Consider the following 14,466-nt stretch of genomic DNA (forward strand, 5'->3'; position numbering starts at 1 on the left):
CCGCACAGCAAGCTTTCTGCAATTCGGTGAGAATCAGAATCCGGCCAGATAAACCCCGGCCAGATACATTGCGCCAGTCAACGCCAGCGCTGTCATGGCAAAGCTCAACAATACGTCACGGTTCAGCATGAAAAGAAAGCTGAACCCCTGGTACGATCTTTTAAGCGCTTTGGTCATGGCGGTACCCTTTCAACGCAAAAAGTATAGCCATGAATTGAGGCAGGAATGCGGCCTAAACTTGCACCAACCGCCACATTCAGCAGAACAGATCGTTGCTGACCGAGAACAGCATGAGCGTAAGGATGATAGTGATCCCCAGCCCCATAAGAATCCTCAGCGCGCCATCACTGGGTGGTTTTCCGGCGACCGCTTCATACGCGTAGAATACCAGATGACCGCCATCCAAGGCCGGAATCGGGAACAGGTTCAACAAACCGACAGCCGTCGACAGGACCGCGATAAAGAAGATGAAGTTCTGCGCCCCCTGGCTGGCCATTGCACCCGAGGTTTCAGCAATCCCGATTGGCCCGGAAATGTTACAGGTGCTGATCGCTCCCGTAATCATGTGCCACATGCCGGACAGAGACCCTTCGATGATACGGCCGGTCTGAACGACGCCGCCACGCAGTGAATCCACAAAACCGGCGGGCTCGGTGGCGGGCTCCAACATCATGCCGCCGATGATCCCGATCCGCCAATGTGTGACAAACCCGCCTTCCGGCTTTGGTTCATCCGTACGGCGTGGGGCAAGCGCGAACTCAAGATCCGAGCCGTCCCGCCATACATTCAATAGCAAAACGCGCCCATCCGAACTTTCGACAAAATCCTTCAGCTGATCAAAAGCAAAGATCGGTTCGCCATTTACGGCGGTGATCACATCACCTTGCTCTAACTGAATGTCCATAGCCGCACTGCGCGGGGCAACCTGACGGATCAGCGGTGGGAACATCCAGGGGGCCTGAACGTCCAGTGTCTGTCCATCGCGAATGACCGTGTAATCCAGAACCGGTTGCACCGGCAACGCGTCGATGAAATCCTGCCAGGCGCCTTCTTCATCGTAGTCCGGCGTCGGAATACCAGCGATTGCGGTGATCACATCACCTTCCTGCAGTTCCTGTACCGTTCCCGGCAAAGGCTGTAGGGAGGCCACGGTCAAGGGTTCGCGCGACACGCCCTGAGACCAGAAGATCATGCCGAAAACCAAAATGGACATGGCAAAGTTGAACGCCGGTCCAGCCGCCACGGTGGCAGCCCGCGCCCACAGAGGGGCTCCGTGCATGGTGCGCCGCAACTCTTCCGGGCTTTGGGTGGCGATTTCACCCATCGCCTCTTCATCCTTGCCAGACGCAGCATTGGCGTCACCCAGGAATTTCACATATCCGCCAAATGGGAGCAGCGCGATCTGCCAGCGCGTGCCTCGTTTGTCGACGCGGCTCCACAGGACCGGACCGAACCCGATCGAGAACACTTCGGCATGGATGCCCGACCACCGGCCCACGATATAGTGGCCGTATTCATGCACGGCCACGATGACCGACAAGGCGATGACGAAGGCAACAATCGTCCAAAGAAGATTGCCAAATTGAGGGATCAGCGAAAGTACGTCCAAAATTCTATCCTGCTCGTTCCACCACGGTGTCATCGACCCATTGACGTGCCAAATGGTCCGTTTTCTGCACGTTATCAAGGGTCATCTCGGCATCAATAAGGCCGTCTGATGCATCAAATCGGTCGAGAACGGCAGCAACTGCATCGGCCATATCCGTAAATGAGATATGACGAGCAATGAAATGGTCCAGCGCCCGTTCTTTTGCAGCATTGAATACCGAGCCCGCCAAACCGCCGCGATCCATGACATCCCATGCCAGTTTCAGTGCAGGATACCGTGTTAGGTCCGGCGACTTGAAGTTCAGTTGGCCCAGTTTCGTAAGATCAAGCCGTTCCACAGGAAGGTTGCGGCGCTGGGGCCAATGCAAGGCATAGCCAATGGCGTGGCGCATGTCGGGTGCGCCCAAATGGGCAATCACCGCCCCATCCCGGTATCCAACCATCGCATGCACGATGGATTCCGGATGCACCACAACTTCGATCTGCGTCGGGGAGACCGAAAAGTATTCTTTGGTTTCTATGACTTCCAGCGCCTTGTTGAACATGGACGCACTGTCGATTGTAATGCGTTGGCCCATGTCCCAATTCGGGTGGCTGGACGCTTGTTCAACCGTTGCATTGGCCAGATCTTCCAGCGGCCAGTCCCGAAAGGCTCCGCCGCTTGCCGTAATGATCACGCGCTCGACCGCATCGATGTCTTCACCGACCAGTGCCTGAAACACGGCCGAATGCTCGCTGTCGACGGGCAGCAACCGCGCGTTATGGGCCTTGGCTGTTTCCAGAACCAATGACCCGGCGCAAACCAGCGTTTCCTTATTGGCAAGCGCCAGCGTCGCCCCTTGTTTGAGCGCTTCAATCCCCGGCGCAAGGCCCGCTGAACCTACAATGGCCGACATAACCCAGTCCGCCGGGCGCGCCGCGGCCTCGGCAATGGCACGCGACCCAGCCGCCACTTCCACGCCGCTACCTGCAAGTGCACTGCTCAGGTCGTCCAACTTTTCTTCATGCGCTGTCACGGCCAGATTGGCCCCAAGGCGGCGCGCATCGTCGGCCAATTGCTGAATATTCGCACCACCGGTCAGAGCCACGACGTCGTAGTCGTCTGGCGCGCGTGCGATCAGATCAATTGTATTTTGCCCAATCGATCCTGTGGCCCCCAGAACAGTTACTTTGCGCATTACATCCCACCTGGCGCGTAAATCAGCCCTGCGATCAGAACAAACAACGCAGCGCCCATCATGCCGTCGAAGCGATCCAGAAAGCCACCGTGGCCCGGGATCAGATTTGAACTGTCTTTGACGCCAAACTTACGTTTGACCGCGCTTTCGATAATATCACCGATCTGACTTGCCATTGAAGCCAGCACCGAAACAACGACAAAGGCGAATCCGAAACCGGCATGGGTTGCAAAGGCGATCCCTACACAGGCCGCTGCAGCCCATCCACCTGCGGTTCCCGACCACGTTTTCTTCGGGCTGACCCTGGGCCAGAACTTGGGACCGCCGATTGTTTTGCCGACGAAGTAACCAGCGACATCCGTGGCCACGACCACGGCGATCAACCACACCATCCAGCCAAAGCCGAAATTTTCGCGGATCGAGATAAAACCCAACCCGGCCCCGACGATCCAAACTGCAAACAGCCCGTACAGAATTTTCGACCGGCTCATCTGCCCCATACCCACCAATGCAGGCGCGACAACAACAGGCAATGTGTACAGCGGTGGCACATGATAACTGAGCAGAACCGCAGCGCTTGTCAGGATGCCCAACTGAATTCCCGTGCTCTGGCTGTTCGGCTCAATCATCCGAACCAGTTCCCAGGTCATTAGACCACAGGCCACCGCGATAAAAATCTCGAACCAGATACCGCCCAGCCATACCTCGACCGCGCCAATCAGAACCAGAACCGCAGCAGAAAGAACCCGTGCTGTCAGGTCAGACCATCGGCCTTCGCTCATGCCAGCACCGCTCCGAACCGACGCTCTCTGGAGCCGTAGTTGCGGCACAACGCTTCCAGTTCGGCTGCTGTGAAATCCGGCCATAGTGTATCAATGAATTCGTATTCCGAATACGCAGACTGCCACAAAAGAAAGTTAGAGATCCGCGCTTCGCCACTGGTACGAATAACAAGATCCGGATCCGGAAGAACGCGCGTATCTAGATACTTAGGCAGCGTTTCTTCATCTACCTCTTCAGGCTTCAAACGCCCTTCGGCAACATCACGCGCCAGCCGTTTAGTAGCGCGTGCAACCTCATCCCGACCACCGTAATTCAACGCTACGGTCAAATGAACAAGGTCGTTGTCCTTCGTTTCCTGTTCCAGAGAATCCATCAGCTCGGTCAGTTTTGAATCCAGACGGACCCGATCACCGATGAACCGCACGCGAATTCCATTGTCGGCGAGAGTTCGGGTTTCCTTGATGATGTATCGACGAAACAGGCTCATCAGGCCCGCGACCTCAACCTGTGTTCGTTTCCAGTTCTCGGTCGAAAACGCAAACACTGTGAGATATTTGATCCCCAATCCCGGGCAGGCCTCTACCACCTCGCGGACACGCCGTGCACCTGCGTGATGACCAAACAGTCTGGGACGGCCACGCGCCTGTGCCCAACGACCGTTGCCATCCATAATGATAGCGACGTGGCGCGGGCCGGAAACCGGATCGGTTTGGGGATCTTTGGGCATCAAACCAGCTCAGACCTGCATGATTTCAGATTGCTTGGTCTCAAGTGCGGCGTCGACGGCCTTGATCATGTCATCGGTCAGATCCTGAACTTCGCTTTCCCAAAGCTTCTGGTCATCTTCCGACATCCCGTCCGCCTTGGCCTTCTTGATCTGGTCCATACCGTCGCGGCGCACGTTACGGATCGAAACCCGAGCACTTTCCGCATATTGCCCCGCAACCTTGCCAAGCTCGCGCCGACGTTCTTCGTTGAGTTCCGGGATCGGCAACATGATGATTGTGCCATTCAGCTGAGGGTTGATACCAAGCCCACTTTCGCGAATGGCCTTTTCCACTTTACCAACCAATGACTTATCCCAGACATTTACAGTCACCATCCGCGGTTCGGGCACGTTCACCGTCCCCACCTGGTTGATCGGAGTCAGTGAGCCATAGGCGTCAACCATGACAGGCTCGAGCATAGATGCCGAAGCCCGTCCCGTACGCAGCGAGGCAAATTCAGTTTTCAGATTGGCCATGGCGCCATCCATGCGGCGCTTGAGATCATCGGTGTCCAGTTCGAAGTCGTCAGACATGCTGCTCACTCCCCGTTTTCAGGTACTCTTTGGATGGGTCTTACGCCATCGTAATTGGGATGTATAGCAATCATGGTCAGGAATTGTATCAATGGCCAGAGGTGTTGCGACCATTTTGTACCAACTCCGATCCGATCCTCGGCCAGGCACGCCCGCCCGAGGATACAGTACGCGTCAACTTCAGGCGTTAACATCAACAACAACGCGACCTTTGACCTGACCCTTCAGAATATCCGCACCAAGCTGCGGAAGATCTGACAAAGCGGCTGGCTGAACCATCGCCTCCAGTTTGTCCATCGGCAGATCGGTCGCGATCCGCTGCCACGCGCGCAGTCGGTTGTCGTAAGGCTGCATCACGCTGTCGATGCCCAACAGGTTCACGCCCCGCAATAGGAATGGAATCACAGTCGCAGGCAGGGCCGCGCCTCCGGCCAAACCGACGGCAGCAACCGAGCAGCCGTATTTCATCTGCCCCAGAACACGCGCCAACATATCTCCGCCCACTGCGTCTACACAGCCAGCCCAGGTTTCACTTTCCAACGGGCGCTTGGTGGTTTCATTCAACTCTTCGCGGGGCACAATCGTTGTCGCGCCAAGCGATTTCAAATAATCACCGGTTTCGGGGCGCCCGGTCACAGCCGCCACCTCGTACCCCAGATTGCCCAGAATGGCTGTGGCCACCGACCCAACACCACCTGCAGCGCCCGTCACCAGAACCGGTCCCCGATCCGGGGTCAGCCCGTGATCTTCCAACGCCATAACCGCAAGCATGGCCGTAAACCCAGCCGTACCCACAGCCATGGCCTGACGTGCATCCAGCCCGTCGGGCAGCGGCACCAGCCAGTCCGCCCGCGCATTGGCTTTCTGAGAATAGCCGCCCCAATGCGCCTCGCCCACACGCCAACCGGTCAGAACGACCTTGTCACCGGGTTTGTATCGCTCTTCTGACGAGGCTTCGACCGTACCGGCGTAATCGATACCCGGCACATGCGGATAAGCTCGCACCAGCCCACCCCCTTTGGGTGACAGGCACAGACCGTCCTTATAATTCACGGTTGAAAATTCCACCGCCACGGTGACCTCTCCATGTGGAAGATCATCCAATGAAAGCTGCTTGACCGATGCACTCGCCAAGCCGCTCTCTTCGTCCTTGTCCATCACCAACGCATTGAACATTCTCAAATCCTTTCGTGTTACCTTGACCAGACCAGTCCTTCACCTGGCCCAAAATACCTCGGGGGTGTCGCGCAGCGACGGGGGCAGCGCCCCCAACCCTCGTGTTAAATCCAGAAATGCGACTGCACAGTTGCGCGCCGCATCCCGCCCGGCACCTCGATATCCAGTTCCGTTCCCGCATCCCAATGGCTCAACCGCACCATTCCAATAGCCACATTGGTCTTGAAATCCGGTGACCAGGCGGCCGACGTTACCTGCCCAACCCACTTTCCGTCCGCGTAAAGGCCCAAGGGTCGATCACAACCCGGAACAGGGTCGCCCGCAATCGCGATAGGTCGGATTTGCTGAATCGGCCCCTCTTTCGCCACGCGCAGCAACGCGTCGCGCCCAATGCACCCAATTGCGGTGTTGGTGTTGCAGAATTTGCCCAACCCACATTCGTGCGGCGTGTTGTCGTCGGTCATGTCATTGCCATAAGACAACAAACCGCTCTCGATCCGTTCGATCAGGTTCGGACAGCCAGCGCGCACCTGAAGGTCTTCGCCTGCTGCAAACAACGCGTTCCAAAGGGGCATGCCGATCTCGCTGCCCTCAACATAGATTTCAAACCCGCCCTGTTTGGAATAACCCGAACGCGCAATTGCCAGATCGCGCCCCTCAAACTCGAACATATCGAACCTGAAGAACCGGATGTCCCGAACGCGGTCGCCAAAAACGCGCGCCATAAGCTCATCTGCCTTGGGGCCCTGAACCGCAAGCGGAGATACATCCGGCTCGTCAACCAACACATCCAAACGGTATCCGACGGCGATCCCTTTGACCCATAGCAACAGGTCACTGTCAGCAATCGAAATCCACCACCGATCTTCAGACAGTTTCACGGCCACCGGATCATTCAGCATTCCACCGGTCTCATCAACGATCGGCACATAGAAACACTGGCCCGGCAACATCCCCCGCAAATCGCGCGGGGTTAGCATCTGCATCAGCCGAGCAGCATCCGGCCCGCGCAGTTCGACCTGCCGTTCACAGGCCACATCCCACACCTGCACATGGGTCTTCAAATGCCGATAGTCAGCCTCAACGCTTTCGAAAACAGTAGGCAATAACATACGGTTATATACCGTATATCCTTTGACCCCAGCAGCTTCGACCCCATCCGAGAATGGCGTGCGCCTCAGACGGCGCGAAGGAGATATTTGCGGCATTCAATCCTCCTGCGGCATGAAGACTAGATCGCTGACCGGCGCTTCAGATCCCGCCTCGGTCAGCATCTTGTGCACTTGTCCCCGGTGGTGAGTTTGATGATTGAACATATGGATGACGCAGCGCGCATAAGGCAAAGTAATGTCAGCCTCTTTCGCGGCTGAATACCACGTGAACGGACCCGTCAGAGGTTCATCCCCCAACCTGTCAGCCCATCGGATGATGCGGGCGTCAATCTTTTCTCGCAGGGGCAGCCATGCGGACAGGTCGGGGCACAGATACACGCTTTCATGAATTCCACCGCCCGTTCGGTGAATGTTGCTTTCCGGTCCATCTGCCTTTTCAAAGCGAGACATCCAGATCCAATCCCCCCAGAGCAAATGGTTGGCTGTTCCCAGGATCGACCCGAAAAACGCTCCGCGTTCAAGGACCAGTTCCTCATGAGTCAATGCTTGTAGAAACTCCGCCAACTGCTTGTTTTTCCAATGATTGTATTGCGCCAACTCACGCGCATATGCACCGGAGATCATTACTTGGGCCCATGCCAGTCAATTGGACAAATCTCGGCCGACTTACCGCCAAAGTCCCAGACCCGGCCATAGTCACGTACTTTGGACTTGGTGCCGCGGGCCACAATAATATCGGGGCCCATCCAGTATTTCGAGTTCGACACCATGACGGGATGCTCTGGGTCTTTACCGCCCAGCATCTCAATCTCGCCCTGTATTTTTCGGCCAATCATGATGCGGCGCTTGGTGCCGTCTCTTTCGATCTGAACGGGCGCGCGCTCGGCCCCGATGATCTCACTCACCAGCATGGTGAACAGCCCGGTGGTTCCGCCCGCCTGCCCGCTGAAGATTTGCAGCAGCCCGTTATACGCCTTGCCACTGGCACGTTCGTCTACATAAGCCGCCACTTTCCACTGGCCTTCGCCCATTCGGCCCGGAATATCGACCAACAGACCGACATTCAGCCCCGACAGATCTTCGCCCTCGTAATGCCCTTCATCGATGATGACGCCCATCCAGGCATGGCAATGGCCCTCGGTCGGAGGGTGCGCACCTAACGACACCACGCAAGGACAGAAAACATCGCACGAACAGTTCAGGATCAATTCGCCTTTGATCGACCAATCCGTTGGGCTCATTTCGCGCCGCTTGGGGTTAGGCATCCGGCTGTCGATCCGTTGACTGATAGGTAACCGATCAGCTTCTGGTTTTCTGTTTTTTGCCATTGGCTTAACCTCCGTAACTAACTGGATAGACGAGCAGGACCAGACCACCCGCAATCAGTGCAAACCCCATAGGCCGCGTTATCGCGTGCCCGATTTGTGGGAGTTTTTCCAAAACCATGAACAGTGTTGCAAGACCCATCCACAACAAGCTCATGACACCACCCACGAATCCCAGCACCATGAAACCCCAGCAGCAGCCCACGCAAAACGCGCCCAGGCCCAAACCCATGCGAACACCGCCTGCGAAACCGGTTTTCCAATGGCCCAGAAAATAGGTCATCGGAGCATGGCAAACGCCGTGGCAGACCTCTTTCACGCGGGTGAACTGAAAGGCCCCCACTGCGATCATCAATCCGCCCGCAACCCAGCCAGACTTGGCGATGCCCAGCATATCGACCACACCGCCAAACAGCAAAATCAGTTGAATCCCGGTGATCAGAGCCGCAAATCCGACCCAAACGAACCAGTACCCCGCCAGAACGCCCAGCCAGCCTGCGCGGCTACCATTTGCGCTGCGGATTAGGTCATCATAGCTGCGCAGGGTTGGTACAAGTGTCGGCAGCATCATCGCCGCCATCATGATCGCCCACATTGAAAACAACGGCCCGAACTCGGCCATGGGCATATACATGTCCATGCGCGGATCCATGGCCGCCATGGTCTGTCCCATGGGTCCGGGGCGACCTATCAGATCAAGGTCCATGTCCCGGCTCATCGAGAACATAACCCACCACGCCCACAGGATCAGGACATAAAAGCCCAGCCACATTCCGCTGCGCAGCCACGTACGACTCACTTCGGCCTCCCGACTCAACTCCCTTGCTTTTCAAATGTCAGACTTTTAAATGTCAGACAAATAAAAATTTGCCCAAGGTCCTCTGAACATGAAAACCGCGCCCCGGAAAACCGCTGACCTGTCCGCTCAGATCGCTCAAGCCATTCGGGACGCGATTGTGTCAGGTGAGTTGATCGTGGATGCCCGCTTGCCGTCTGAGGCCGAGTTGTCAGAACAATTTCAGGTGTCGCGTCCAACCGTGCGTGAAGCGTTAAAACGATTGGCGGCGCAATCCCTGATCCGCACACAGCGTGGGGCATCGGGCGGCGCGTTTGTAAATCGGCTGAGTTTTGAAGACGCCTATTCCCAGCAGGTCACAACCTCGACCCTGCTGTTGTCGATGAACGCGGTCAGCTTTGATACCGCTTGCGAGGCGCGTTATGCTTTGGAAAGAGCTTGTGCGCCTTTGTCCGCGCAGCGACGCACCGCAGATCAATTGGCCACCATGCGGGCCGAGATATTTCGTCAATCTCAACCGGGTCTGACTGACGAAGCGTTTTGTGCATCTGACGTGACCTTTCACCGTGCCTTGGTGGATGGGGCTGGAAACCCTGTCCTGTCGTATCAATTGGCGGGGGCGGTCGAGGCGATGCAACCCCTGATGAACATGATCACTTTCACCGCGCGGTCTCGTGAAGAAATCATAGCGTTGCACAGCAGAATAGTTGACGCGCTTGAATCGCAGGACGCCGAAACCGTGGACGCCGCGCTGAACGATCTGGAACACTACACCCGCCAATTGGCGCAGGACGTGGCCGAGCGTAAACGCAAACCAGCTTAAGCGCCCAATGCGCGCTCAGGCAACGAAAGGAAGACGAGCAGGCAGAATGTCATCCGGCGCCAAGACCGGAACTCTCAATACGAATTGAAGATCAATGACTTACGGGAGGACGTTATGAACACTAGACCGGACCCAACCTTTTACCCATCCGCCAAGCTCGCGATGGAGGGGCCTACTGAAACGCTTGCTTTCACCTTGATGCTTAGCCCGGATTTTTCGCAACCAGACGGGTTGGCGGTTGTGAATGTCGATCCAACATCCGACGATTTCGGAAAAATAGTTCATCAGGTGATCATGCCTGAGAAAGGAGATGAGTTTCACCATTTCGGATGGAATGCCTGCTCGTCCGCCCTGTCACCGTTGACCGGGCACGCCTTTCTGGAGCGGCGCTATCTGATCATCCCCGGCATTCGATCCAGCCGGATTTACGTCATCGACGTTAAAAACCCACTTGAGGCGAAGATTCACAAGATCATCGAACCCGAAGAAGTCTTTGCCAAGACTGGATATTCCCGCCCACACACAATCCATTGCGGGCCTGAGGGTATCTATGTCAGCACGCTGGGCGGCGGTGGCGCGGACGGCACTGATGGTCCTCCGGGCATCTTCATTATGGATTGTGAGAGCTTTGAGATCATCGGCCGCTATGAGATCGAGCGCGGTGTGCAGGACAAGCATTATGATTTCTGGTGGAACCTGCCGCGCGATTACATGGTCAGTTCTGAATGGGGTCTGCCGCCTCAGTTCGAAAACGGGATAGTGGCCGAAGACTTGCTTTCGAACAAATACGGTCACCGCATCCATTTCTGGAACCTGCGTAACCGGACCAATATCCAGACCATCGATCTAGGTGAAAACCACCAGATGGCACTGGAAATCCGCCCGGCCCATGACCCGGTCAAGCAGTACGGGTTCTGTGGGGTTGTTGTAGATACCACCAACCTTCAAGGTGCGATCTTCACCTGGTGGCGCAATGATGACGGCACATTCGAGGCCAAGAAAACCATCACCATCGATCCGCAACCAGCCGATCCCGATGATCTGCCAGATCTGCTCAAAGGGTTTTCGGCGGTGCCACCGTTGGTCACTGACATCGACCTGAGCCTGGATGACAAATACCTCTACGTCTCGTGCTGGGGCACCGGTGAGATGCATCAATACGATGTGTCGGACCCAATGAACCCCAAGCTGGCTGGTATGGTTGAAATCGGGGGGATCGTTAAGAAAACCAAGCATCCAAATGGCCAGAGTTTTGGTTACGGTCCGCAAATGGTTGAAATCAGCCGTGACGGCAAACGCGTCTATTGGACCAACTCGCTCTATTCCACCTGGGACGATCAATTCTATCCGGGCGAAGGCGGCGCGGCCATGGTCAAGGCCGATGTTGGAGAGAGCGGTGGACTGACGCTGGATCCGAATTTCTGGGTCGAGTTCCCCGACGGCTACCGCAGCCACCAAATCCGGCTAGAGGGCGGAGACTGTTCAACCGACAGCTTCTGCTACCCCTCGGTCTGAGTTGGACGTTTTGATGACATCAACGGCTGGCCTCTGGCTGGCCGTTGTTCTGAGCGGCGCCTATCACGGCCTGAACCCTGGCATGGGCTGGCCGCTGGCGGTCTCTTCCGCGCTGATGGAGCAGCGCCAATCCGCGCTTTGGCAAGCACTGGCGGCTTTGGCGGGCGGGCATTTTGTGGCCATGTTGGGAGTGCTGCTGCCCTTTGCGCTGATGGCGGTTCTGGTCGACTATCAAAAGGAAATCCGAATTGGTGCCGCGCTGATCGTCATCGCGATGGGGTTGTTCATCGCAATCACCCGCCGCCATCCCCGTTTTCTGTCAAGGATTCCCCCCAGCAAACTGGCTCTATGGTCGTTTCTGGTGGCCCTTGCGCATGGGGCCGCCCTGATGCTGGTTCCGATCTATCTGGGGCTGTGTGCCGTAGATGAACTGGACGCTGGCCATCAAGCGATATCCCAGATCATGACAACAAACACACTACTGGTTCTGGGTGTCGCCGCGCTGCACACAGCCGCCATGGTTCTGGGCGGAGGTCTGCTGGCTTTTGCCGTCTATCGTTGGCTGGGCCTGCAGGTTCTGTCGCGCAGTTGGTTCAATCTTGAGCTCATCTGGGCGCTAAGTCTGATATTGGTTGGCGGCCTTGGTCTTTGGTCAGCGCTTGGTTGATCTTGTACTTTGATTTGAAACGCGCTTTGTCTGCGGCAAGACAAAAACGGAGTTTCCGAATGCTGGACCAAACCCGCCCGACTGAAATGCTGCGTCTGGGCAGAAGTGATGACTGGCAAGCCGCCACCTCCCACGCCTTTACGCGCGAGCTGTCCGACGGCACCCTGCCCGAGGACAAAATGCGCTGGTACCTTCAACAGGATTATCAGTTCGTGGACGGATTTGTGCGCTTGCTTGCCAGTGCCATCGCGCACGCTCCGACCCTTGCAGACAGCGTACCAGCGGCGCAGTTTCTCGCGGTGATCACAGGCCCCGAGAACACTTATTTCCTGCGCGCGATGGACGCTTTGGGTACAAAACCCAGCACAGAACCCACCCCCGCCACACGGGCGTTTCAGGACCTGATGGCCGAGGCCGTGGCCTCGGGCCGTTATCAGAACATGCTGGCCGTGCTGGTCGTGGCCGAATGGGTCTATCTGAGTTGGGCCAGCCCGGAAAACCCACCCAAAGACAACCTGCCCTTCTGGTTTGCCGAATGGATCACGCTACATGCGGGCGAAGGGTTTGAAAGCGTGGTCGAATATCTGCGTGGACAGCTGGATAAGGTTTGGCCGACGTTGGATGCGGCTGAACAGGCCGAGGTCACGCGATTGTTCCATCGCGCAGTCGAACTGGAACGTGATTTCTTTGACGCCGCCTACGCGGCGTGAACCATAAGGGGGCCGGAATGGTCACAACTCTGAACGTGATTGCTGCGTTGCTGACTATCGGGTTTGGCGCGTTTGGGTTTCTGGCCCCGGCCCACACTGCCTCGGCTCTTGATCTGGCCCCGACCAACAGCACGATGGGCTTGTCAGAGATGCGCGCCTCGGTCGGAGGTCTGTTTGTCGTCACCGGAATCGCCGTTATCTGGCTGAACAATCCGATGGCCTATGTCATGCTGGGCGTCGTCTATTCGGGGGCAGCGTTAGGCCGATTTGTATCGGTCGCGCTGGACAATCCGCCGTTGGCCAAGGCGATGATCTTTGGGGGAATCGAACTGGTTCTGGCCGTTTGGCTGATTGCTGCAAACTTTAATAAAACAACCTAACCAACTGAGACTATTGGGTTGATTGAGGTGCAATCTGAGTTTGCATCTAACCATCACCTCACCTATATATGGAATGTCCTTCGGGACTATGGACATAAACGCGCTCGTAATAAGCGGATCGGACCCGGGGGCGGTACCCGGCGGCTCCACCAACCATCCTTCGTTTGGGGATTTTGGGGCCGAAACAGGATCGACGAACGTCTAAAGGGGTTAGCTTTGTCTCGGCTGTCTGCCACCGTTATCGGCGAAACTAGTACAATTGCAAACGACAATCGTGCTCCGGTTGCAGTTGCTGCGTAAGCAGTAACAAGACCGAAATCTAAGCCCTTGCGCCTAGCCGCGTAAGGCGGGGTTCGCAGGTACCTGGCAACAGAAACCTGCATTATTACCTGACATGTCTGACCTTATTCCCTTTTTTAGGGCACATTCAGAGTTTGTTCATTCCTGCCTGTCATCGTGCCCTCACTTGGACAGGAGAGCTGGGATGACAAATTCAGAGATACTCAGGGCGTGGTATTCCGAAGTTTGGGAAAACGGAAATACCGAGGCAATCGATCAATATTTTGCGCCGGAAACGATGGCCGAAGGGCTGATCCCCGAAATGCAAGTTGGTGCAGATGATTTCCGCGACCTGGTCACCGCGTTCCGCCATATCCTGGGCGACATCAAGGTTGAACTGCCCAAGATCATCGAAAACGGGGATTGGGTGTCAGCGATTTTGAATGTTCGCACCTTCCGCGCCGACAACGGCGCGCCTTTGGAGGTCACGGGACAGGTCATGGCGCGGTTCAAAGGCGACAAGATGGTTGAGGCCTACAATCACTTTGATTTCATCTCGTTCTTTGAAGAGTTAGGCCAATTTCCATCCGACACACTGCCCGTGTGCATGACAGGTCAACGTCTGGACTGGGCCTGAACCCAAAGCAATCTTGACCCCAATTGCGCTTGCACGTTAGCAAGCGCCAAGGGGTCCAAATGCGAACACCCCAAGGCGGTGCCGCAAGTTTCGCATCTTTCGGGACTTGCAGGATTAAATGTTGTGACTTGGCCACCCGACATTGAACAGCAAGTCTTAGTGCTTTTGGCTGCCTTC

The 14,466-nt window shown here is 56.4% G+C and carries 17 protein-coding genes and 1 other RNA gene; 7 read left to right on the forward strand and 11 right to left on the reverse strand.

Annotated features, from left to right (window positions below):
- Nucleotides 1-33: 33 nt before the first annotated feature.
- From GS636_RS02030 to GS636_RS02080, 11 genes are all read right to left on the reverse strand, one after another.
- The gene (locus tag GS636_RS02030; protein ID WP_171668272.1) at nucleotides 34-177 is read right to left on the reverse strand and encodes a hypothetical protein; all 144 of its coding nucleotides are present in this window, start codon (nucleotides 175-177) and stop codon (nucleotides 34-36) included.
- Nucleotides 178-256: 79 nt separating this feature from the next.
- Nucleotides 257-1,609: an RIP metalloprotease RseP gene (rseP, locus tag GS636_RS02035; RefSeq protein ID WP_171183299.1), complete on the reverse strand. Its 1,353-nt coding sequence runs from the start codon at nucleotides 1,607-1,609 to the stop codon at nucleotides 257-259.
- Nucleotides 1,610-1,613: 4 nt separating this feature from the next.
- Nucleotides 1,614-2,786 carry a 1-deoxy-D-xylulose-5-phosphate reductoisomerase gene (gene dxr / locus GS636_RS02040; RefSeq protein ID WP_171668273.1) on the reverse strand — a complete coding sequence of 391 codons (1,173 nt, stop codon included), beginning with the start codon at nucleotides 2,784-2,786 and terminating at the stop codon, nucleotides 1,614-1,616.
- Complete coding sequence (locus GS636_RS02045) at nucleotides 2,786-3,568, reverse strand: phosphatidate cytidylyltransferase (protein ID WP_171668274.1); 783 nt, start codon at nucleotides 3,566-3,568, stop codon at nucleotides 2,786-2,788. The genes dxr and GS636_RS02045 overlap by 1 nt, the downstream gene beginning before the upstream one ends.
- A complete protein-coding gene (locus GS636_RS02050) occupies nucleotides 3,565-4,296 on the reverse strand; it encodes an isoprenyl transferase (protein ID WP_171090161.1) in 732 nt (243 codons plus the stop codon). Before GS636_RS02050 ends, GS636_RS02045 begins: the two co-directional genes overlap by 4 nt.
- Before the next feature lie 9 nt (nucleotides 4,297-4,305).
- A complete protein-coding gene (gene frr / locus GS636_RS02055) occupies nucleotides 4,306-4,869 on the reverse strand; it encodes a ribosome recycling factor (RefSeq protein WP_171090164.1) in 564 nt (187 codons plus the stop codon).
- 180 nt (nucleotides 4,870-5,049) lie between these two features.
- Nucleotides 5,050-6,045: an acryloyl-CoA reductase gene (gene acuI, locus GS636_RS02060; RefSeq protein WP_171668275.1), complete on the reverse strand. Its 996-nt coding sequence runs from the start codon at nucleotides 6,043-6,045 to the stop codon at nucleotides 5,050-5,052.
- Between the two features lie 104 nt (nucleotides 6,046-6,149).
- A complete protein-coding gene (locus GS636_RS02065; RefSeq protein WP_171668276.1) occupies nucleotides 6,150-7,253 on the reverse strand; it encodes a dimethylsulfoniopropionate demethylase in 1,104 nt (367 codons plus the stop codon).
- Nucleotides 7,254-7,781: a DinB family protein gene (locus tag GS636_RS02070; protein ID WP_171668277.1), complete on the reverse strand. Its 528-nt coding sequence runs from the start codon at nucleotides 7,779-7,781 to the stop codon at nucleotides 7,254-7,256.
- Nucleotides 7,781-8,485, reverse strand: a complete 705-nt coding sequence (locus GS636_RS02075; RefSeq protein WP_171668278.1) for a DUF1326 domain-containing protein — start codon at nucleotides 8,483-8,485, stop codon at nucleotides 7,781-7,783. The genes GS636_RS02070 and GS636_RS02075 overlap by 1 nt, the downstream gene beginning before the upstream one ends.
- A 4-nt stretch (nucleotides 8,486-8,489) precedes the next feature.
- Complete coding sequence (locus tag GS636_RS02080; protein WP_171668314.1) at nucleotides 8,490-9,254, reverse strand: DUF2182 domain-containing protein; 765 nt, start codon at nucleotides 9,252-9,254, stop codon at nucleotides 8,490-8,492.
- Nucleotides 9,255-9,369: 115 nt separating this feature from the next.
- On the opposite strand from GS636_RS02080, the gene GS636_RS02085 reads away from it, so the two are divergent.
- From GS636_RS02085 to GS636_RS02115, 7 genes are all read left to right on the forward strand, one after another.
- A complete protein-coding gene (locus tag GS636_RS02085; protein ID WP_171668279.1) occupies nucleotides 9,370-10,101 on the forward strand; it encodes a FadR/GntR family transcriptional regulator in 732 nt (243 codons plus the stop codon).
- Between the two features lie 114 nt (nucleotides 10,102-10,215).
- Nucleotides 10,216-11,616, forward strand: a complete 1,401-nt coding sequence (locus GS636_RS02090; RefSeq protein ID WP_171668280.1) for a selenium-binding protein SBP56-related protein — start codon at nucleotides 10,216-10,218, stop codon at nucleotides 11,614-11,616.
- 13 nt (nucleotides 11,617-11,629) lie between these two features.
- A complete protein-coding gene (locus GS636_RS02095) occupies nucleotides 11,630-12,283 on the forward strand; it encodes a hypothetical protein (RefSeq protein ID WP_171090179.1) in 654 nt (217 codons plus the stop codon).
- A 59-nt stretch (nucleotides 12,284-12,342) separates the two neighbouring features.
- Entirely contained in the window at nucleotides 12,343-12,993 is a 651-nt protein-coding gene (locus tag GS636_RS02100; RefSeq protein ID WP_171668281.1) for a TenA family protein, read from the forward strand.
- Between the two features lie 17 nt (nucleotides 12,994-13,010).
- Entirely contained in the window at nucleotides 13,011-13,373 is a 363-nt protein-coding gene (locus GS636_RS02105) for a DUF4345 family protein (RefSeq protein WP_171090183.1), read from the forward strand.
- A 36-nt stretch (nucleotides 13,374-13,409) separates the two neighbouring features.
- Nucleotides 13,410-13,757, forward strand: a transfer-messenger RNA (tmRNA) gene (gene ssrA / locus GS636_RS02110).
- A gap of 100 nt (nucleotides 13,758-13,857) precedes the next feature.
- Entirely contained in the window at nucleotides 13,858-14,289 is a 432-nt protein-coding gene (locus tag GS636_RS02115; protein ID WP_171183320.1) for an ester cyclase, read from the forward strand.
- Nucleotides 14,290-14,466 lie beyond the last annotated feature (177 nt).

This window comes from Ruegeria sp. HKCCD4884, from assembly GCF_013110855.1.
Lineage (GTDB): Bacteria > Pseudomonadota > Alphaproteobacteria > Rhodobacterales > Rhodobacteraceae > Ruegeria.

What these genes read in the sequence shown, in the direction of transcription:
- GS636_RS02030 (WP_171668272.1), bottom strand. Translation starts at nt 177, where the DNA reads ATGACCAAAGCGCTTAAAAGATCGTACCAGGGGTTCAGCTTTCTTTTC.
- dxr (WP_171668273.1), bottom strand. Translation starts at nt 2,786, where the DNA reads ATGCGCAAAGTAACTGTTCTGGGGGCCACAGGATCGATTGGGCAAAAT.
- GS636_RS02045 (WP_171668274.1), bottom strand. Translation starts at nt 3,568, where the DNA reads ATGAGCGAAGGCCGATGGTCTGACCTGACAGCACGGGTTCTTTCTGCT.
- GS636_RS02050 (WP_171090161.1), bottom strand. Translation starts at nt 4,296, where the DNA reads ATGCCCAAAGATCCCCAAACCGATCCGGTTTCCGGCCCGCGCCACGTC.
- frr (WP_171090164.1), bottom strand. Translation starts at nt 4,869, where the DNA reads ATGTCTGACGACTTCGAACTGGACACCGATGATCTCAAGCGCCGCATG.
- acuI (WP_171668275.1), bottom strand. Translation starts at nt 6,045, where the DNA reads ATGTTCAATGCGTTGGTGATGGACAAGGACGAAGAGAGCGGCTTGGCG.
- GS636_RS02065 (WP_171668276.1), bottom strand. Translation starts at nt 7,253, where the DNA reads ATGCCGCAAATATCTCCTTCGCGCCGTCTGAGGCGCACGCCATTCTCG.
- GS636_RS02070 (WP_171668277.1), bottom strand. Translation starts at nt 7,781, where the DNA reads ATGATCTCCGGTGCATATGCGCGTGAGTTGGCGCAATACAATCATTGG.
- GS636_RS02075 (WP_171668278.1), bottom strand. Translation starts at nt 8,485, where the DNA reads ATGGCAAAAAACAGAAAACCAGAAGCTGATCGGTTACCTATCAGTCAA.
- GS636_RS02080 (WP_171668314.1), bottom strand. Translation starts at nt 9,254, where the DNA reads ATGTGGCTGGGCTTTTATGTCCTGATCCTGTGGGCGTGGTGGGTTATG.
- GS636_RS02085 (WP_171668279.1), top strand. Translation starts at nt 9,370, where the DNA reads ATGAAAACCGCGCCCCGGAAAACCGCTGACCTGTCCGCTCAGATCGCT.
- GS636_RS02090 (WP_171668280.1), top strand. Translation starts at nt 10,216, where the DNA reads ATGAACACTAGACCGGACCCAACCTTTTACCCATCCGCCAAGCTCGCG.
- GS636_RS02095 (WP_171090179.1), top strand. Translation starts at nt 11,630, where the DNA reads ATGACATCAACGGCTGGCCTCTGGCTGGCCGTTGTTCTGAGCGGCGCC.
- GS636_RS02100 (WP_171668281.1), top strand. Translation starts at nt 12,343, where the DNA reads ATGCTGGACCAAACCCGCCCGACTGAAATGCTGCGTCTGGGCAGAAGT.
- GS636_RS02105 (WP_171090183.1), top strand. Translation starts at nt 13,011, where the DNA reads ATGGTCACAACTCTGAACGTGATTGCTGCGTTGCTGACTATCGGGTTT.
- GS636_RS02115 (WP_171183320.1), top strand. Translation starts at nt 13,858, where the DNA reads ATGACAAATTCAGAGATACTCAGGGCGTGGTATTCCGAAGTTTGGGAA.